Annotated in this window: 17 protein-coding genes; 15 read left to right on the top strand and 2 right to left on the bottom strand. The window is 70.8% G+C overall.

The annotated features are described in order from the left end of the window. Positions 1 to 33: 33 nt before the first annotated feature. Entirely contained in the window at positions 34 to 633 is a 600-nt protein-coding gene (gene coaE, locus V6R91_RS16070; RefSeq protein ID WP_336396073.1) for a dephospho-CoA kinase, read from the top strand. Here coaE and V6R91_RS16075 read toward each other — a convergent pair. Beyond that, positions 620 to 1,240, bottom strand: coding sequence for a DUF4126 domain-containing protein (locus tag V6R91_RS16075; protein ID WP_271061248.1), 621 nt, complete (start codon positions 1,238 to 1,240; stop codon positions 620 to 622). The two genes, coaE and V6R91_RS16075, sit on opposite strands and share 14 nt — an antisense overlap. Before the next feature lie 99 nt (positions 1,241 to 1,339). Here V6R91_RS16075 and uvrB point away from each other — a divergent pair, with 99 nt between their 5' ends. Together uvrB and V6R91_RS16085 are read left to right on the top strand one after the other, a co-directional pair. Further along, on the top strand, positions 1,340 to 3,421 hold the full coding sequence (uvrB, locus tag V6R91_RS16080) for an excinuclease ABC subunit UvrB (protein WP_336396074.1): 2,082 nt from the start codon (positions 1,340 to 1,342) through the stop codon (positions 3,419 to 3,421). 28 nt (positions 3,422 to 3,449) lie between these two features. After that, on the top strand, positions 3,450 to 3,812 hold the full coding sequence (locus V6R91_RS16085) for a TfoX/Sxy family protein (RefSeq protein WP_336396075.1): 363 nt from the start codon (positions 3,450 to 3,452) through the stop codon (positions 3,810 to 3,812). Between the two features lie 15 nt (positions 3,813 to 3,827). On the opposite strand, the gene V6R91_RS16090 is transcribed toward V6R91_RS16085, so the two are convergent. After that, a complete protein-coding gene (locus V6R91_RS16090; protein WP_067244149.1) occupies positions 3,828 to 4,085 on the bottom strand; it encodes a hypothetical protein in 258 nt (85 codons plus the stop codon). 46 nt (positions 4,086 to 4,131) lie between these two features. Between V6R91_RS16090 and V6R91_RS16095 the strand changes: the two genes are divergently transcribed. The 12 genes from V6R91_RS16095 to gap all read left to right on the top strand — a co-directional run bounded on the left by V6R91_RS16095 (position 4,132) and on the right by gap (position 17,605). Beyond that, positions 4,132 to 4,575 carry a MarR family winged helix-turn-helix transcriptional regulator gene (locus tag V6R91_RS16095; RefSeq protein WP_067244147.1) on the top strand — a complete coding sequence of 148 codons (444 nt, stop codon included), beginning with the start codon at positions 4,132 to 4,134 and terminating at the stop codon, positions 4,573 to 4,575. 75 nt (positions 4,576 to 4,650) lie between these two features. Next, positions 4,651 to 5,379, top strand: coding sequence for a DUF4129 domain-containing protein (locus tag V6R91_RS16100; protein WP_336396076.1), 729 nt, complete (start codon positions 4,651 to 4,653; stop codon positions 5,377 to 5,379). After that, complete coding sequence (locus tag V6R91_RS16105) at positions 5,376 to 5,885, top strand: hypothetical protein (protein ID WP_271061245.1); 510 nt, start codon at positions 5,376 to 5,378, stop codon at positions 5,883 to 5,885. The genes V6R91_RS16100 and V6R91_RS16105 overlap by 4 nt, the downstream gene beginning before the upstream one ends. Next, entirely contained in the window at positions 5,869 to 6,858 is a 990-nt protein-coding gene (locus tag V6R91_RS16110) for an AAA family ATPase (RefSeq protein WP_336396077.1), read from the top strand. Before V6R91_RS16105 ends, V6R91_RS16110 begins: the two co-directional genes overlap by 17 nt. An 89-nt stretch (positions 6,859 to 6,947) precedes the next feature. Then, positions 6,948 to 8,225: a DUF58 domain-containing protein gene (locus tag V6R91_RS16115; protein WP_336396078.1), complete on the top strand. Its 1,278-nt coding sequence runs from the start codon at positions 6,948 to 6,950 to the stop codon at positions 8,223 to 8,225. Then, on the top strand, positions 8,222 to 8,767 hold the full coding sequence (locus V6R91_RS16120) for a hypothetical protein (RefSeq protein ID WP_336396079.1): 546 nt from the start codon (positions 8,222 to 8,224) through the stop codon (positions 8,765 to 8,767). The genes V6R91_RS16115 and V6R91_RS16120 overlap by 4 nt, the downstream gene beginning before the upstream one ends. A gap of 9 nt (positions 8,768 to 8,776) precedes the next feature. Beyond that, positions 8,777 to 11,716, top strand: coding sequence for an excinuclease ABC subunit UvrA (gene uvrA, locus V6R91_RS16125; protein WP_336396080.1), 2,940 nt, complete (start codon positions 8,777 to 8,779; stop codon positions 11,714 to 11,716). Beyond that, the gene (gene uvrC / locus V6R91_RS16130; protein ID WP_336396081.1) at positions 11,716 to 13,743 is read left to right on the top strand and encodes an excinuclease ABC subunit UvrC; all 2,028 of its coding nucleotides are present in this window, start codon (positions 11,716 to 11,718) and stop codon (positions 13,741 to 13,743) included. The genes uvrA and uvrC overlap by 1 nt, the downstream gene beginning before the upstream one ends. Positions 13,744 to 13,768: 25 nt before the next feature. Then, complete coding sequence (gene rapZ, locus V6R91_RS16135; RefSeq protein ID WP_067244737.1) at positions 13,769 to 14,641, top strand: RNase adapter RapZ; 873 nt, start codon at positions 13,769 to 13,771, stop codon at positions 14,639 to 14,641. A gap of 97 nt (positions 14,642 to 14,738) precedes the next feature. Beyond that, entirely contained in the window at positions 14,739 to 15,716 is a 978-nt protein-coding gene (whiA, locus tag V6R91_RS16140) for a DNA-binding protein WhiA (RefSeq protein ID WP_067244740.1), read from the top strand. Positions 15,717 to 15,867: 151 nt separating this feature from the next. After that, the gene (locus V6R91_RS16145) at positions 15,868 to 16,494 is read left to right on the top strand and encodes a superoxide dismutase (RefSeq protein WP_067244742.1); all 627 of its coding nucleotides are present in this window, start codon (positions 15,868 to 15,870) and stop codon (positions 16,492 to 16,494) included. 100 nt (positions 16,495 to 16,594) lie between these two features. After that, positions 16,595 to 17,605: a type I glyceraldehyde-3-phosphate dehydrogenase gene (gene gap / locus V6R91_RS16150; RefSeq protein WP_271061240.1), complete on the top strand. Its 1,011-nt coding sequence runs from the start codon at positions 16,595 to 16,597 to the stop codon at positions 17,603 to 17,605. Positions 17,606 to 17,607: the final 2 nt, after the last annotated feature.

Below are 17,607 nucleotides of genomic sequence, written 5' to 3' on the forward strand. Positions count from 1 at the left end.
GGACGGTCCCGCACGCTGTGGAAGACTGGCGGGATGCCGCTCATCGCGCTCACCGGCGGGATCGCCTCGGGGAAGTCCACGATCGCCGCTCGTCTGGCCGAGCACGGCGCCGTCGTGATCGACGCCGATGCGATCGTCCGGGAGGTCCAAGCCCCCGGCTCGCCCGTGCTCGCCCGCATCGCCGAGAGGTTCGGTCCGGAGGTCATCGCCGCCGACGGCTCGCTCGACCGCGCTGCGCTCGGAGCGATGGTCTTCGACGACCCCGCGGCGCTCTCCGACCTGAACGCGATCGTGCACCCCGCGGTCCGCGACGAGTCGCACCGCCGGTTCGAGCGGGCCCTCGCCGCGGATCCGGGCGCGCTCGTCGTCTACGACGTGCCGCTGCTCGTGGAGGCCAGGGCGGACGATTCCTGGGACCTGATCGTGGTCGCCGACGCCCCCGCGGAAGTGCGGGAGGAGCGTCTCGTCACCGAGCGGGGGATGACGAGGGAGGCCGCCCGGTCCCGGATCGCGGCGCAGGTCTCGGACGAGGCGCGCCGAGCCATCGCGGACGTGCGGATCGACACCACCGGCTCCCTGGACGACACCCGTCGTCAGGCCGACCGCCTGTGGGAGCGCCTCACGCGGGCGTGACCGGCGGCGCCGCGTCCGCGGACCGCCGCCGTCGGCGGCGTGCGGCGCGTCGGACGAGGACGACGGCGCCGACGATCAGGCCGATCAGCAGCAGGGCGGCGAGGAGAGGAACGACGATCGCCGCGGCGGCGAGCGCGAAGGAGGCGGCGTCCTCCGAGGTGCTGAGAACGGGGGCCGCGATCCCGGCGGTCGCCGTGTTCGCGGCGACCCGGGTGGTGGCCTTGACCGCGTGCACGACGAGGGCGATGGCGATGCCGGCCACGATGGGCACCCACGCGTTGGTCGAGAAGAACGTCGAGGGATCGTCGACGGCGACGGTCTGCGCGTTCGACCCGGCGCCGAAGGCGATGCCTCCCGCCGCGGGGCGGACGATGCTCTGCAGGACGTCGTTCGCGGAGTCGAGGGCCGGGATCTTGTCGGCCACGATCTCCACGAGCAGCAGCGCGCCGATGACCCAGAGCGCGATGTCGCTGGACAGCCAGGTCCATCCTGCGGGCAGAGCGACCGCGGGCAGGAGGCGGTCGGCGAGACCGAGCAGGAACAGCGGCATCCAGGCGTTGAGGCCCGCTGCCGCGGCCAGGCTGGAGCCGATCACGAACTCGATCACGCCCTCACTCTAGGCCGCGACGGCGGCGGACGCCGGACCGCTGTGCGGATGAACGGCCGTCCGGCCCGCGTGTCGGTGGCCCCGCCTACGCTGGTAGTCATGCAACCCACCCGCAGCGTCCGGCCCTTCGAGGTCGTCAGCGAGTACGCGCCCTCCGGCGACCAGCCGCAGGCGATCGCGGAGCTCGCGGCCCGGATCAACGCCGGCGAGACGGACGTCGTCCTGCTCGGCGCCACCGGCACGGGAAAGTCCGCGACGACCGCGTGGCTGATCGAGCAGGTCCAGCGCCCGACGCTGATCCTCGCCCACAACAAGACCCTGGCGGCCCAGCTCGCGAACGAGTTCCGCGAGCTGATGCCGCACAACGCGGTCGAGTACTTCGTGTCGTACTACGACTACTACCAGCCCGAGGCCTACGTCCCGCAGACGGACACCTTCATCGAGAAGGACTCCTCGATCAACGCCGAGGTGGAGCGGCTGCGGCACTCGACGACGAACTCCCTGCTGTCGCGGCGCGACGTGGTGGTCGTGTCGACGGTGTCCTGCATCTACGGACTGGGTGCGCCCGAGGAGTATCTCCGCGCGATGGTGGCGCTGCAGGTGGGGGAGCGATACGACCGCGATGCGCTGATCCGCCAGTTCATCTCGATGCAGTACAACCGCAACGACGTGGACTTCTCCCGGGGGAACTTCCGGGTGCGCGGCGACACCATCGAGATCATCCCGGTGTACGAGGAGCACGCCATCCGGATCGAGCTCTTCGGCGACGAGATCGAGGCGCTGTACTCGCTGCACCCGCTCACCGGCGAGATCATCGAGAGGCTCGACGCCGTGCCGATCTTCCCCGCGTCGCACTACGTGGCCGGCACCGACGTCGTGCAGCGTGCGATCGGTTCGATCGAGGAGGAGCTCGCCCAGCGGCTCGCGGAGCTCGAGCGACAGGGCAAGCTGCTGGAGGCGCAGCGACTGCGGATGCGGACGACCTTCGACCTGGAGATGCTGCAGCAGCTCGGCTTCTGCTCCGGGATCGAGAACTACTCGCGCCATATGGACGGTCGCGAGCCGGGCGAGCCGCCGCACACGCTGCTGGACTTCTTCCCCGACGATTTCCTCCTGGTCATCGACGAGTCGCACGTGACCGTGCCGCAGATCGGCGCGATGTACGAGGGGGACGCGTCGCGCAAGCGCACACTGGTGGATCACGGCTTCCGCCTTCCCAGCGCCCTGGACAACCGCCCGCTGCGGTGGGACGAGTTCACGCAGCGGATCGGCCAGACGGTGTACCTCTCGGCGACGCCGGGCAAGTACGAGATGGGCGTCGCCGACGGCGTCGTGGAGCAGATCATCCGCCCGACGGGGCTCGTGGACCCGCAGATCGTGGTGAAGCCCTCCAAGGGCCAGATCGACGATCTTCTGGAGGAGATCCGCCTGCGGGTGGAGCGTGACGAGCGCGTGCTCGTGACGACCCTGACGAAGAAGATGGCGGAGGAGCTCACCGACTTCCTCGGCGAGCACGGAGTGAAGGTGCGCTACCTGCACTCCGACGTCGATACGCTGCGTCGCGTCGAGCTGCTGACCGAGCTGCGCGCCGGGGTGTACGACGTGCTGGTCGGCATCAACCTCCTGCGGGAGGGCCTGGATCTGCCCGAGGTGTCGCTGGTGGCGATCCTGGACGCCGACAAGGAGGGTTTCCTCCGTTCGGGGACGTCGCTCATCCAGACCATCGGCCGTGCCGCCCGAAACGTGTCGGGCGAGGTGCACATGTACGCCGACAACATGACCGACTCCATGCGCAACGCGATCGAGGAGACCGAACGGCGCCGCGAGAAGCAGATCGCGTACAACACGGCCCACGGCATCGATCCGCAGCCGCTGCGCAAACGCATCGCCGACATCACCGAGGTGCTGGCCCGCGAGGGAGCGGACACCGCCGAGATGCTGTCCGGGCGCGGCGGGCGGGCGGGCAGGAGCGGGAAGGGCAAGTCGCCCACTCCGAACCTGCGTCGCGAGGGGATCGCCGCCGAGGGGGCGGAGCAGCTCGAGGCGACCATCGCCGACCTGTCGGACCAGATGCTCGCGGCGGCGTCGGAATTGAAGTTCGAGCTGGCCGCCCGGCTTCGCGACGAGGTGCAGGATCTGAAGAAGGAGCTGCGGGCCATGGAACGGGCAGGACACGCCTGAGCCGGCGGTCGAGCGACGGGAGCACGGCATGGATACGGCGGGGACCGAGCTTGCGGATCGCGTGCGGGCGCTGCTGGCCGACGAGCCGACGCTCGAGGAGAAGCGGATGTTCGGAAGCCGCGTCTTCATGGTCAACGACCGGATCCTGGTCGGCGCGCGCCGCGGGGGAGTCCTCCTGGTCCGGCTGAGCGACGAGCACGGGGAAGAGCTCGTCACGCGTCCGGAGGCTCGTGTGGCGGTGATGGGCGCGCGCAGCATGGGGACCCGGTGGCTCGATGTCGACACCACCGGGTTCGGGGACGCGGAGCTGATGTTCTGGATCGACGCCGCCCGTGAGGACAACGCGGCGCCCTCGCGCGGGCCCGACGGCAGCGACGACGGCGACCGGTGAGGAGACGCGGGCCGGTCAGGGGCAGTGCATCAGCGGCTTGGGGCCCGATCGGTCGATCTCGTGTGAGGTCATCGGAGCGCCGCACAGCGGGCAGGCGCGCTGTGCCCGCTCCGCGTCGGACGGAGGAGGCGTCGCCTCGTACGGGCCGACCGACGCCGGGCCGGCGAACCGGATGAGGTTCGTGTTGAACCACGCGTAGAGGCCGCCTGCCTCGCGGATCCTCGTCCGCAGCGGCGGACGGGGGGCTGGGCTCGGATCCGGGGTGTCGTTCATACTGCTTAGTGTACTAATGATTTGTGTGCGAGGTATCATCGACGCCATGGAGGAACCGACGCCGGAAGAGATGCTGCGACTGGAGAACCAGCTGTGCTTCGCCCTGGTCACCGCCGCGCGCAACGTCGTGGCCATCTACCGACCGATCCTCGAGCCGCTGGGCCTGACGCACCCGCAGTACCTCGTCATGCTCGCGCTGTGGGAGCAGGCGCCGAGGACGCTGCGCGAGCTGGCCACCGAGCTCGCGATGGATCCGGCCACGGCGTCCCCGCTCGTCAAGCGTCTGGAGGCGGACGGACTGGTGGAGCGCGTCCGGAGCTCCGCGGACGAGCGGCGCCTCGACATCGGCCTCACGGCCGCCGGCCGGGCACTGCGCGAGCGGGCGCTGGCGGTCCCGGGTCAGGTCCTCGCTCGGCTGGGTATCTCCGCCCACGACGCCGCCGCCGTCCGCGACGGTCTGGCGCCGTATGCCGGTGCCGTGACGCTCTGAGCCCGCGGTATCCGTCTCCGGGCGTCGCCTGTGGAGAACCGGGGGCGAGAGCGGCGGTGACCTAGGGTGGGGCATATGCGCCGCGACGACACGCGACCCACGAGGGGAATCGAGGCGCGTCGCACGGTCGCCGGCGGATCGGCGTTGGTGGTGCTGATCCTGGTGCTGATGGCCTTCGCGGCACTGCAGGGGCGGCCGGTCTTCGGTCCGCTGCTGTTCGAGGGTGCCGGCGCGGTCACGCCCTCTCCGCCGCCCTCGATCGATGCGGGGACCGCGCCGCCGGACGTCCGCGATCAGGATCCCGCGGCGCTGGCCTGGCTCGGCGTCGTCCTCGGGATCCTCGTCGCGATCGCCCTCGCCGCTCTGCTGATCGCCGTGCTCGTCGTCCTCCTCCGACGACTATGGCGCGATCGCCCCTTGCGCGTTCGGGCGGGGGTGCAGCTGCAGGACGCCATGCCCGCCCCCGACGCATCCGACCCGGCGGCCGACGCCCCCGTGGTGCGCGCCGGGATCGCCGGAGCCCTGGACGCCATCACGGCGATCGGACGCCCCGACGACGCGATCGTCGCCGCGTGGGTCGGGCTGGAGCAGACGGCTGCACGGGCGGGGCAGCCCCGTGGTGCGTCCGAGACCCCGGGAGAGCTGGCGGTGCGGATCCTCTCTCGGCATCGCGCATCGGCTCCCGAGGTGACCGCCTTGCTCCGGCTGTACGAGGGCGTTCGCTTCGGCGGGGCGACGGCATCGGAGCGCGATCGCACGGAGGCCGCGCGGCTGCTCCGCCGTATCGAGGAGGCGTGGCGATGAGGGCCCGGATCGGGCCCGTGCTGGTCGGCGTCGCCCTTGCGATCCCGGTGCTGGCGGTGCTCGTCACGCTGGGCGCGCCGTGGGGATTCTCGATCGCATGGCTCCTGCTCGTCGCCGCGGGGGTCGTCGTCGCCCGGCGGACGGTCTTCGACGACACCGGGACGTGGCCTCCCGCCGAACCCGAACGGCCGGTCGTCGGTTCTGACGTGTCCCGGCTCGCGTGGTCCATCAATCCCCGTACGGGAGTCGCCGGACACGCGATCGTGCGTCGCGTCCAGAGGGTCGTCCGTCGGCGGCTGTCCCGCCGGGGCCTCGATCTGGACGATCCGGCCTCGGCGGCCCGGATCGACGCCCTGCTGGGGCAGGACCTGCGGAAGGCCCTCACTGCGAAGGAGGTCCGTCGCGACGACCTGCGTCGGATCCTCGACGCGGTCGACCGGCTTGCGCCGGCCGCCGCAGATGAACGACACGACCGAGAGGACGATGGACATGACCGATCACGATGAGACACCCGCGCCGGACGTGGACGAGGTCGCGGAGGTCGGGCGGCGCGTGCTCGCCGGCGTGCGGACCGCCGTCGTGGGGATGGACGAGCCCCTGTCCGTCGCGCTCGCGACGATCCTCGCCGGCGGGCACGTGCTGTTCGAGGACGTGCCCGGTCTCGGCAAGACCCTCGCCGCGCGGAGCCTCGCGGCCGCGCTCGGACTGGACTTCCGCCGTCTCCAGTGCACGCCCGACATGCTGCCCGGCGACGTCACGGGATCCTTCGTGTACGTCCCGGGCTCGACGGACTTCGAGTTCCGTCCGGGCCCGATCTTCACGGGTGTGCTGCTCGCCGACGAGATCAACCGCACGACGCCCAAGACGCAATCGGCGATGCTCGAGGCCATGGCCGAGCGTCAGGTCACGGTCGAGGGCAGGCGGTTCCCGCTGGCGGAGCCGTTCCACGTCATCGCCACCGCGAACCCCGTCGAGTACGAGGGGACCTACGCGCTGCCCGAGGCGCAGCTGGACCGGTTCATGGTGCGATTGTCGGTCGGGTATCCGACGCCCGACGCCGAGACGGACATCATTCTGGAGCGGGTCCGTCGAGGACGCCCGGACACCGTCGTGGAGCCCGTGATCGACGGCGCGGGGCTCCGTCGGATCCAGGAGGCCGTCGAGCGGATCCACGTTGATCCGGACGTGGTCCGGTACGGCGTCGCGCTCACACGCGCGACGCGTGAGGCGGCCCCGGTCGCCGTCGGCTCCTCCCCGCGCGGGTCACAGGCGCTCGTGCTCCTCGGACGCGCCCTCGCCGCCCTCGACGGACGGGGATACGTCCGCCCCGACGACATCAAGCGCATCGCGGTCCCGGTGCTCGCGCACCGCCTCACTCTGACACCCCAGGCATGGGCGCAGGGCACCGACCCCGCATCGGTCGTGACCGCGGCGCTCGCGCAGACCCCGGTGCCGCCGACCGTGGGCGCCGCGCTGTGACCGGCCTCCGCCGGGGTCCGCGGACCGCGCGGGGCGCTTCCCCCGACCCGGCTGAGTCGTCCGGCCCCGCCGAACGCGTCACCGTCCGCGTGCCCCTGCGCTGGCGGCAGACACCGGTGGTGCCGCTCGGGATCATCGGCGCGGTGCTGCTCGCCGCGGTCGGGCTCGCCGCCTCACGGGGGGATGTCGTCGCGGTCTCGACGCCGCTCGCGCTCGCGGCGGCCTGGGCGCAGTGGCGGCGGCCGGCGGCGGGTCGCATCGACGTCGGCCTCAGCGCCCGCGCCGCGGACGCGGCCGAGGTACACGTCGCCGTCGACATACGGGCCGACGCGGAGGCCGTCCAGTTCGCCGTGGATCAGGACGGGCGCAGGAGCGGGACCGTCGACGTGGCGCCCGGCACCGGCGTGCTGCGGTCGCGGAGCCGGCTGAGTCACTCCGGTCCGATCGAACTGCTCCGCCTGACCGCACGCGCGGTCACGGCCGACGGCGCCTGGGTGAGCGAGGTCGTCCCGGCCGGGAGCCTGACCTGGAAGGCGGCGCCGCGGACGCGACGGCTCGACCGGCTCCCGACGTCCGTCCGGCTGACAGGGCTCCATGGTGCGCACGAAGGGTCGCGGATCGGTCAGGGCGGCGAGTTCCGGGACATCCACCCGTTCGCACCCGGGGACGAGCTCCGCCGCGTGGACTGGCGTGCGACGGCCCGGGCCGCCCGAAGGCCCGGGGACCTGCTCGTCCGCCGCACGCAGGCGCTGAGCGACAGCGCCGTCGTGATCGCGATGGACACCGCCGACGATCTGGGCGCGGTCGTCGCCTCCTGGGGCACGCCGGACCGGGAGCGCAGCGGTGTCACGTCCCTGGACCTCGCCCGTGAGGCCGCCCTGTCACTGGCGACGTGCGCGGTCGAGACCGGCGACCGGGTCGCCTTCCACGTCCTGGCCCCGGGCGGACGGGCCGTCCGCAGCGGTTCCGGCGCCCGTCATCTCGCGCGCCTCCGCGGTGTGATCGCCGGGACGGGGGCGAGCGGGGACGGGTCACGGTTCCGGCGCACGCCCCCGATCGGGAGCGGATCGATCGTCTTCGTGCTGTCGACGTTCTTCGACGGGGCGGCCGCGGAGATCGCCACGCGCTGGCGCGCGGGCGGCCACGCGGTGGTCGCGGTCGACGTCCTCCCCGAGCCGGACACGTCGCGGCTGACCGCCGAGCAGACGGTCGCGGTGCGCACGCTGCTCGCCGAGCGTCAGGACGTGATGGCGGACCTGCGCGGCGCGGGGGTCGAGGTCGTGGCGTGGAACGACGACGGTGCCGACGCCGCCCTGCGGGCCGTCGCCGCGCACGGTCGCGCCGGGGCCGGGCGGGGGCGACGATGAGGAGACGGGCGCACGAACTGCGCGTCCCGCGCGGCATTCCCGGGATCGTCCCTCGGCTGCTGGTGCTCCTGGTCACGACGGCGGGAGTCCTCGCCCTCACCCCGTTCATCGTCTGGCAGGCGGTGGCCGTCGCGGCAGCGTCCGTGTCGGTGGTTCTTCCGCGTTCGTTCGCGGCGTGGGCGGGCGCGGCCTGCCTTCCGATCGGCGTGCTGCTCACCGCGCCGTCGCCGGGCCGCACGGCGCTCGCGGTCCTGCTCGTCCATGCGATCCACGTGCTGGCAGCACTGTCGCTGACGATCCCCGCCGGTTCACGGATCGCGCCGGGCCTGCTCCGGCCCGTGCTGCGGCGCTTCGTCGTGATCCAGGCGATCGCGCAGCCCGTCGCGGCCACGGCGGCGCTGCTCCCGCAGGCCGGTGCGGCGGACACGGCCTGGCTCGCGCCGCTCGGGGCAGCGCTGCTGCTCGTCGTCGCGACGGCGACGACGCATCTGATGCGCCGGGGTTCCGCCGCTCGCGGAGCCGATGTCGGTGGCCCCTCCTAAACTTGTCGGGTGCCCATTGTTCCCGTCGCCAGCCCAGGAAAACTCAGTGTCCGCGGTGCCCGCGTGCACAACCTCAAGAACGTCGACCTCGAGATCCCGCGGGACTCGCTCGTGGTCTTCACCGGTCTCTCCGGATCAGGCAAGTCCAGTCTCGCGTTCGACACGATCTTCGCCGAGGGCCAGCGTCGCTACGTCGAGTCGCTGAGCGCCTACGCCCGTCAGTTCCTCGGGCAGGTGGACCGCCCCGACGTCGACTTCATCGAGGGGCTCAGCCCGGCGGTGTCGATCGACCAGAAGTCGACGAACCGCAACCCTCGCTCGACGGTCGGCACCATCACCGAGATCTACGACTACATGCGTCTGCTGTGGGCGCGCATCGGCGTCCCGCACTGCCCGGAGTGCGGCGAGCGGATCCAGCGTCAGACGGTGCAGCAGATCGCCGATCAGCTCATGGAGCTGCCTGAGCGCACCCGCTATCAGATCGTCGCGCCGGTCGTCTCGCAGAAGAAGGGCGAGTTCGTCGACCTCTTCCGCGAGCTCGGCGCCAAGGGCTACGCCCGCGCCATCGTCGACGGCGAGATGATCCAGCTCTCCGAGCCGCCGACGCTCAAGAAGAGCTACAAGCACGACATCGCGGTCGTGGTCGACCGCCTCGTGGCCTCGGGGGACATCCTCGGGCGTGTCACGGACTCGGTCGAGACCGCGCTGTCTCTGGCGGGCGGCGTCATGCAGGTCAACTTCGTCGACGAGAGCGGCGACGCCGCATGGCAGTCGTTCTCGGAGAAGCTGGCCTGTCCGAACGGCCACGCGATCACCCTCACCGAGATCGAGCCGCGCACGTTCTCGTTCAACGCCCCGTTCGGCGCCTGCCCGGCATGCTCGGGTCTCGGCACACGGATGTCGGTGGACGTCGATCTCATGCTCGGTGACGAGGAGCTCTCGATCCGCGAGGGCGTCATCCTGCCCTGGACCACGCAGGGCAAGGGCCTCTTCCAGTACTACGAGCGGCTTCTGGAGGGTCTCGCCCGCGACCTCGACTTCTCGCTCGACACGCCGTGGCGCGAGCTCCACTCCGATGTCAAGGAGGCGGTGCTGCGCGGCGACAACTACAAGGTGACCGTCAAGTGGAAGAACCGCTACGGGCGGGAGATGCGGTACTCCTCGGGCTTCGAGGGCGTGGTGCCGTACATCGAGCGGCAGTATCTGCAGGCCGAGAGCGACACACAGCGCGGTCGGTGGGGCGAGTACCTCCGTGAGGTCCCGTGCCCGGTCTGCAACGGCGACCGGCTCAAGCCCGAGGTCCTGGCGGTCCAGGTGCACGGGCACTCGATCGCGGAGGTCTCGCACCTCAGCCTCGCGGAGGCGCAGCAGTTCATGCAGCGGCTCGAGCTCACGCCGAGAGAGGCGAAGATCGCCGCCCAGGTGCTGCGGGAGATCCGTCTGCGGCTGGACTTCCTGCTTCAGGTCGGTCTGTCCTACCTGAACCTCAGTCGGTCGGCGGGCTCGCTCTCCGGAGGCGAGGCTCAGCGCATCCGCCTGGCGACCCAGATCGGCTCCGGGCTCACCGGCGTGCTCTACGTGCTGGACGAGCCCTCGATCGGGCTGCACCAGCGCGACAACCGCCGTCTGATCGAGACGCTGCTCACCCTCCGCGACCTGGGCAACACGCTGATCGTGGTGGAGCACGACGAAGAGACGATCGAGGCGGCCGACTGGGTCGTCGACATCGGTCCCGGCGCGGGCGTCGGCGGCGGGGTCGTCGTCCATTCCGGGCCCTACGAGGCACTGCTCGGCGACACCGACTCCATGACCGGTGACTATCTGGCGGGGCGCCGTGAGATCCCGACGCCGGCCCAGCGGCGCCGGATCGACCGCAAGCGGATGCTCAGTGTGGTCGGTGCGCGCGAGAACAACCTGCGCGGCGTCACGGCGGACTTCCCGCTCGGAGTGCTCACGGCGGTCACCGGCGTCAGCGGATCCGGCAAATCGTCGCTCGTAAACGACATCCTCTATCAGGTCCTCGCGGCGCGTCTCAACGGAGCGCGCACCGTGCCCGGCAAGCACACCCGCGTGACCGGGCTGGACAATCTCGACAAGGTGGTCCACGTCGACCAGGCCCCGATCGGGCGCACGCCGCGGTCCAATCCGGCGACGTACACCGGCGTGTTCGACCGGATCCGCACCCTCTTCAGCGAGACGCCCGAGGCGAAGGTGCGCGGGTACCTCCCCGGCCGCTTCAGCTTCAACGTCAAGGGCGGTCGCTGCGAGGCCTGCTCGGGCGACGGCACCATCAAGATCGAGATGAACTTCCTCCCCGACGTGTACGTCGACTGCGAGGTCTGCCACGGCAAGCGCTACAACCGGGACACTCTTGCCGTCCACTACAAGGGGAAGAACATCGCCGAGGTCCTGGAGATGCCGATCGAGGAGGCCGCGGAGTTCTTCGAGCCGATCCAGGCGATCCACCGGTACCTGCGCACCCTCGTGGACGTCGGTCTCGGCTACGTGCGTCTGGGTCAGTCGGCGACCACGCTCTCCGGCGGCGAGGCGCAGCGGGTCAAGCTCGCCACGGAGCTGCAGCGCCGGAGCAACGGCCGCAGCATCTACGTGCTCGACGAGCCGACGACGGGTCTGCACTTCGAGGACGTGCGCAAGCTCCTCGAGGTGCTCAACGGGCTGGTGGACAAGGGCAACACCGTGATCGTGATCGAGCACAACCTCGATGTGATCAAGTCCGCCGACTGGGTGATCGACCTCGGCCCCGAAGGCGGCTCCGGCGGCGGGCAGATCATCGCCACCGGCACCCCCGAGCAGGTCGCGAAGGTGGACGAGAGCCACACCGGTCGCTTCCTGGCGGAGATCCTGCAGCCCGAGGGGCGCGCGGGCCGCGCATCGGCACCGCGGGCGGTGAAGCGCAGGGAGCCGGTGTCCGAGCGCAAGGCGAGCTGATGGCGCAAGAGCTCCCGTACAAGCCGCGGGCGGGGGAGATCCCGACCGACCCCGGTGTGTACCGCTTCCGCGACGCCCAGGGGCGCGTGCTGTACGTCGGTAAGGCGAAGAACCTCCGTCAACGGCTGTCGAACTACTTCGCGCCGCTGCGGACGCTGCACGAACGCACCCGGCGGATGGTCACCACGGCCACCTCTGTCGAGTGGACGGTCGTGCCCACGGACGTGGATTCGCTGCAACTCGAGTACATGTGGATCAAGGAGTTCGATCCGCCCTTCAACGTCCGGTACAAGGACGACAAGTCCTATCCGTTCATGGCGGTCACGCTCGGCGACGAGGCCCCGCGGGTCCTGGTCACCCGCAACCGTCGGATCCCCGGTGCGCGGTACTTCGGCCCGTACCCGAAGGTGTGGGCCGTCCACGAGACGATCGACCTCATGATCAAGGCGTTCCCGATCCGCACGTGCAGCGACGCCAGCTACCGCCGGGCGATGCAGACGGGGCGGCCCTGCTTCCCCGGGCAGATCGGAAAATGCGGCGGGCCGTGCTCGATGACGGTCACGATCGAGGAGCACCGGGCGATGGTGGACGACTTCATCGCGTTCATGGAGGGCGGTGACGAGCGCTTCACCCGGGAGCTCACCCGGCGCATGCGCGAGGCGTCGGCGGCGATGGACTACGAGAACGCCGCGCGGTTCCGGGACAAGCTCGCCTCGATCGAGGCCGTGCTCGGCAAGAGCGCCCTCGTGCTTCCCCAGGACGAGGACGCGGACCTGTTCGGGATCGCGGAGGACGAGCTCTCCGCGGCGGTGCAGCACTTCGTGATCCGTGGCGGCCGGGTCCGCGGCGTCCGCGCCTCGACGGTGGAGAAGGAGATCGACATCAGCGGCGGGGACCTGGTGGATCAGGTCCTGCAGCGTGCCTACGGCGAGGCGGAGGGGGACGCCGTGCCGCGCCGTGTCCTCGTGCCGTCCCTCCCGGACGACGTCTCGGAGCTCGAGCAGTGGCTGCGCGATCGCCGCGGTCGGAAGGTGGAGATCGCGGTCGCGCAGCGCGGCCAGCGCGCCGAGCTCATGCGCAATGCCACCGTCAACGCCCAGCAGGCTCTCCTGCGACACAAGATGAAGCGGTCCAGCGACTACGTCACGCGCACCCAGGCACTCACCGACCTGCAGGAGGCGCTGGGACTGACCGAGGCGCCGTTGCGGATCGAGTGCTACGACATCTCCCATCTGAGCGGGACCAACGTCGTCGGCTCCATGGTCGTCTTCGAGGACGGGCTCCCGCGCAAGGACCAGTACCGATCCTTCGGCATCCCCGAGACGACGGACGACACCGATTCGATCTACCAGGTGCTGCGCCGTCGGCTCGCCCATCTGGACGCCCCGGAGGGCGAGCCGCTCGCCCCCGGCGCGCCCCCGGCCGATGCCCTGGAGACCGCGGACGCCGCGGAGGTCGAGGCGCCGCAGGGGAGACGGCGGCCGCGCTTCGCGTATCCGCCGCAGCTTCTCCTCGTGGACGGCGGGCGGCCGCAGGTGGAAGCCGCGGCGCGGGCGTTGCGCGACGCCGGGCACACCGAGATCGGGCTGGCCGGCATCGCCAAGCGGCTCGAGGAGATCTGGCTCCCGGGCGACGACTACCCGGTGATCCTGCCGCGGACCAGCGAGGCGCTGTACCTGCTGCAGCGCCTGCGGGACGAGGCGCACCGGTTCGCGATCACGCACCAGCGCAAGAAGCGCAAGCGCGACATCACTACGGTCCTGGCGGAGGTGCCCGGCCTTGGCGCCGCCCGCATCCGGGCGCTGCTGCGGCTTTTCGGGTCGGTGGCCGCTCTGCGTCGGGCGGAACCGTCGCAGATCCAGGAGGTCACCGGTATCGGTCCCGCGCTGGCGCAGAGCATCCACACGCATCTCGCCACGACGCGGTCGGCACCTGCCGATCCGTCGCCGGAGGACGCCGCGGCCCCTCCGGCGGCGCTCGCACCGGCCCCGGAGCCCCCGGCGCCGAGCATGCCCGCGGATCGGTAGGCTGGTCGGGAGCGAAAGGGGAGTCATGAGCGCCGCCGACCAGGGCGAGTTCCTGATCGTCACCGGTATGTCGGGCGCGGGCCGTTCCACGGTCGCGAACGCCCTGGAGGACCTCGGCTGGTACGTCGTCGACAACCTCCCTCCGCAGATGCTCCGTCCGCTCCTCGACCTGGCGAATCTCGGCGGCGCCGCGCTGCCGCGGGTCGCTGCGGTCGTCGATGTGCGAGGCCGCAACCTCTTCGACGACTTCCCCGGCGTCGCACGGGCGCTCCGACAGCACGGGTCCGTGCGGGTGCTCTTCCTCGACGCCTCCGACGACGTGCTCGTGCGCCGGTTCGAATCGGTGCGGCGGCCGCATCCGCTGCAGGGCGACGGCACGCTCCTCGACGGGATCCGGATCGAGCGGGCCCGGGTGGCGCCGCTGCGCGAGGCCGCCGACATCGTGATCGACACGTCGGCGTTCAACATCCATCAGCTCGCGACCACGGTCACGGACCTGTTCGCCGAGGAGGGGGCGGCCCGGCACCGCCTCACCATCATGAGCTTCGGCTTCAAGTACGGTCTCCCGTCCGACGCGGATCTCGTGGCCGACATGAGGTTCCTGCCCAATCCGTTCTGGATCGACGAGCTGCGGGACTCCACCGGGAAGGATGCGCCCGTCAGCGAGTTCGTTCTGTCCCGAGAGGGCGCGGAGGAGTTCCTCGATGCGTACACCGCGGCGCTGAAGCCGGTGCTCGAGGGCTACCAGCGCGAGAACAAGAGCCATTCCACGGTGGCCGTGGGCTGCACGGGAGGCCGCCATCGTTCGGTGGCGGTGGCCGAGGAACTGGCCCGACGGCTCGCGTCGGTGCCGGGCGTCGCCGTCACGGTCCGTCACCGCGATCTCGGTCGGGAGTGACGCGCGCGGCCGCACCGGTCGGGTCGATGCGGGGTGCGGGAGCCGAGTAGGCTATTCCCTTGCGCCGCGACCCGGCGCGGTAACGCGAAGGAGACCCGTGGCACTCACCACCGACGTCAAGGCAGAGCTCGTCAGCATCCGGAACGCACCCCCGACGGTGCGGGTCGCGGAGGTGACCGCGGTGCTGAGGTTCGCCGGCGGTCTGCACTCCATCGCCAACCGGGTCGCCGTGGAGGCCGAGGTGGACGCCGAGCTGCTGGCCCGTCGCGTCGCCCGGGATCTCGCCGAGCTCTTCGGGGTCCGTCCGGAGATCGCGCAGATCCAGGGTGCCTCGGGCACGGACGGCGCGCGCTACGCCGTCCGCGTCATCGGCGCGGGGGAGACCCTCGCCCGCCAGACCGGTCTTCTCGACCAGCGTCGCCGTCCGGTCCGCGGTCTGCCGAACCGCCTCACCACCGGCTCCCGCGAGGAGCTCGCCGGACTGTGGCGCGGCGCCTTCCTCGCCGCCGGCGCGCTGAGCGAGCCCGGTCGCTCGGCGGTCCTCGAGGTCGCCTGCCCGTCGTCCGAGGCGGCGATGGCGCTCGTGGGCGCCGCCCATCGGCTCGGCATCGCGGCGAAGGCCCGCGAGGTCCGCGGTCTCCCGCGCGTCGTCGTGCGCGAGGGCGAGGCGATCCGCGCCCTGCTCACCGTCATGGGCGCGGTTCGAACGGCGGCGGCGTGGGAGGAGATGCGTCAGCGCCGGGAGGTCCGCGCGGGCGTGAACCGCCTGGTCAACTTCGACGACGCCAACCTGCGCCGTTCCGCCCAGGCCGCCGTCGCCGCGTGCGCACGGGTCGAGCGCGCGCTGGAGATCCTCGGTGACGACGTCCCCGATCACCTCCGCACGGCGGGCGAGCTGCGACTCGCGCACCGCGACGCCAGCCTGGACGAGCTGGGGCACCACGCCGACCCGCCGATGACGAAGGACGCCGTCGCCGGCCGTATCCGGCGCCTCCTGGCGATGGCGGACAAGCGCGCGCAGGCCGAGGGCATCCCGGGCACCGAGTCCGCGGTGCCCGCGGGCATCGACGTCTGAGCCGGGTGACGCGGATCGCCGTCATCCGGGAAGGTTCCGGTTCCGCGGAACGTTCCCGTCGATAGGATGGATATCGTCCGCCTCGTCCCGCGTTCCGGCGGGGTGGGGAACCGGTGAGCGCCGCGAGCGCGGCGCGGATTGGATGAATTCGATGGCGATCTACACGCTCCCCGACCTCCCGTACGATTTCGCGGCTCTCGAGCCCCACATCAGCGGGAAGATCATGGAGCTGCACCATGACAAGCACCATGCCGCGTACGTGGCCGGAGCCAACACCGCGCTGGAGCAGCTCGCCGAGGCCCGCGAATCGGGCAACCTCGGTGCGGTGAACAAGCTCGAGAAGGACCTCGCGTTCAACCTCGGCGGTCACGTCAACCACTCCATCTTCTGGACCAACCTCTCGCCGAACGGCGGCGGTCAGCCCGAGGGTGAGCTGAAGGCCGCGATCGAGGAGTTCTTCGGCTCGTTCGAGAAGTTCCAGGCGCACTTCACCGCCGCGGCGACGGGCATCCAGGGCTCCGGCTGGGCGGTGCTGAGCTGGGACCCGATCGGTCAGCAGCTCATCATCCAGCAGCTGTTCGACCAGCAGGCGAACACCGCGCAGGGCACGGTGCCGATCTTCCAGCTCGACATGTGGGAGCACGCCTTCTACCTCGACTACCTCAACGTCAAGGCGGACTACGTCAAGGCCGTATGGAACATCGCCAACTGGGAGAACGTCGCCCAGCGACTGCAGGTGGCCCGCGAGCAGACGAACGGACTGCTGGTACTGTCGTAAAAGATGGGCGTCCTGATGGGCGAAAAGCCCATCAGGACGCCGTTGTCCGGGTCATTTGCAAGAATCACGCAATCCCTCGAGTAAGAACCAGGAGACTTTCGTGTCTGTCAAGATCGGTATCAACGGCTTCGGCCGGATCGGACGTAATTACCTCCGCGCGGCTCTCGCGCAGGGCGCGGACATCGACATCGTCGCGGTCAACGACCTCACCGACAACAAGACGCTGGCGCATCTGCTGAAGTACGACTCGGTCGGAGGCGTGCTCGACGCCCAGATCAGCTACGACGAGGACAGCATCACCGTCAACGGCAAGGAGATCAAGGCGTTCGCGGAGCGTGACCCCGCGAAGCTGCCCTGGGGCGAGCTCGGCGTCGACATCGTGATCGAGTCGACCGGCTTCTTCACCAAGGCGGAGGACGCGCGCAAGCACATCGAGGCCGGCGCCAAGAAGGTCCTCATCTCCGCGCCGGCGACCGGCGACGACCGCACCATCGTGATGGGCGTCAACGAGGAGACCTACGACCCGGAGACCGACCACATCATCTCCAACGCCTCCTGCACGACGAACTGCCTGGCCCCCCTGGCCAAGGTGTTCAACGACGAGTTCGGCATCGTCCGCGGGTTCATGATGACCGCGCACGCCTACACCGCCGACCAGAACCTGCAGGACGGCCCGCACAAGGACCTGCGCCGTGCGCGCGCGGCGGCGATCAACATCGTCCCCGCCTCGACCGGTGCCGCCAAGGCGATCGGCCTCGTCCTTCCCGAGCTGAACGGCAAGCTCAGCGGCTCCTCCTACCGCGTGCCGGTGCCGACCGGCTCGATCGTCGACCTCACGCTCATCACCGAGCGCGACGACCTGACGGCCGACGAGGTCAACGCGGCCTACAAGAAGGCCGCGGACGAGGGGCGCCTGGCCGGCTACCTCCAGTACAACGAGGACGCCATCGTCTCCAGCGACATCGTCCACAACCCGCACTCGTCGATCTACGACTCGACGCTGACGAACGTCAGCGGCAACCTCGTGAAGGTGTCGAGCTGGTACGACAACGAGTGGGGCTACTCGAACCGTCTCGTCGACCTGACCGAGTACGTGGCCGAGCGGATCTGACC

Source organism: Microbacterium sp. CCNWLW41 (assembly GCF_037083505.1).

Excerpts from the sequence above, each read along its gene's own strand:
- uvrC (WP_336396081.1), top strand. The coding sequence starts at position 11,716 with ATGGCGCAAGAGCTCCCGTACAAGCCGCGGGCGGGGGAGATCCCGACC.
- V6R91_RS16090 (WP_067244149.1), bottom strand. The coding sequence starts at position 4,085 with ATGAACGACACCCCGGATCCGAGCCCAGCCCCCCGTCCGCCGCTGCGG.
- rapZ (WP_067244737.1), top strand. The coding sequence starts at position 13,769 with ATGAGCGCCGCCGACCAGGGCGAGTTCCTGATCGTCACCGGTATGTCG.
- V6R91_RS16120 (WP_336396079.1), top strand. The coding sequence starts at position 8,222 with ATGAGGAGACGGGCGCACGAACTGCGCGTCCCGCGCGGCATTCCCGGG.
- uvrB (WP_336396074.1), top strand. The coding sequence starts at position 1,340 with ATGCAACCCACCCGCAGCGTCCGGCCCTTCGAGGTCGTCAGCGAGTAC.
- V6R91_RS16095 (WP_067244147.1), top strand. The coding sequence starts at position 4,132 with ATGGAGGAACCGACGCCGGAAGAGATGCTGCGACTGGAGAACCAGCTG.
- V6R91_RS16145 (WP_067244742.1), top strand. The coding sequence starts at position 15,868 with ATGGCGATCTACACGCTCCCCGACCTCCCGTACGATTTCGCGGCTCTC.
- V6R91_RS16110 (WP_336396077.1), top strand. The coding sequence starts at position 5,869 with ATGACCGATCACGATGAGACACCCGCGCCGGACGTGGACGAGGTCGCG.
- coaE (WP_336396073.1), top strand. The coding sequence starts at position 34 with ATGCCGCTCATCGCGCTCACCGGCGGGATCGCCTCGGGGAAGTCCACG.
- V6R91_RS16105 (WP_271061245.1), top strand. The coding sequence starts at position 5,376 with ATGAGGGCCCGGATCGGGCCCGTGCTGGTCGGCGTCGCCCTTGCGATC.
- V6R91_RS16085 (WP_336396075.1), top strand. The coding sequence starts at position 3,450 with ATGGATACGGCGGGGACCGAGCTTGCGGATCGCGTGCGGGCGCTGCTG.
- V6R91_RS16100 (WP_336396076.1), top strand. The coding sequence starts at position 4,651 with ATGCGCCGCGACGACACGCGACCCACGAGGGGAATCGAGGCGCGTCGC.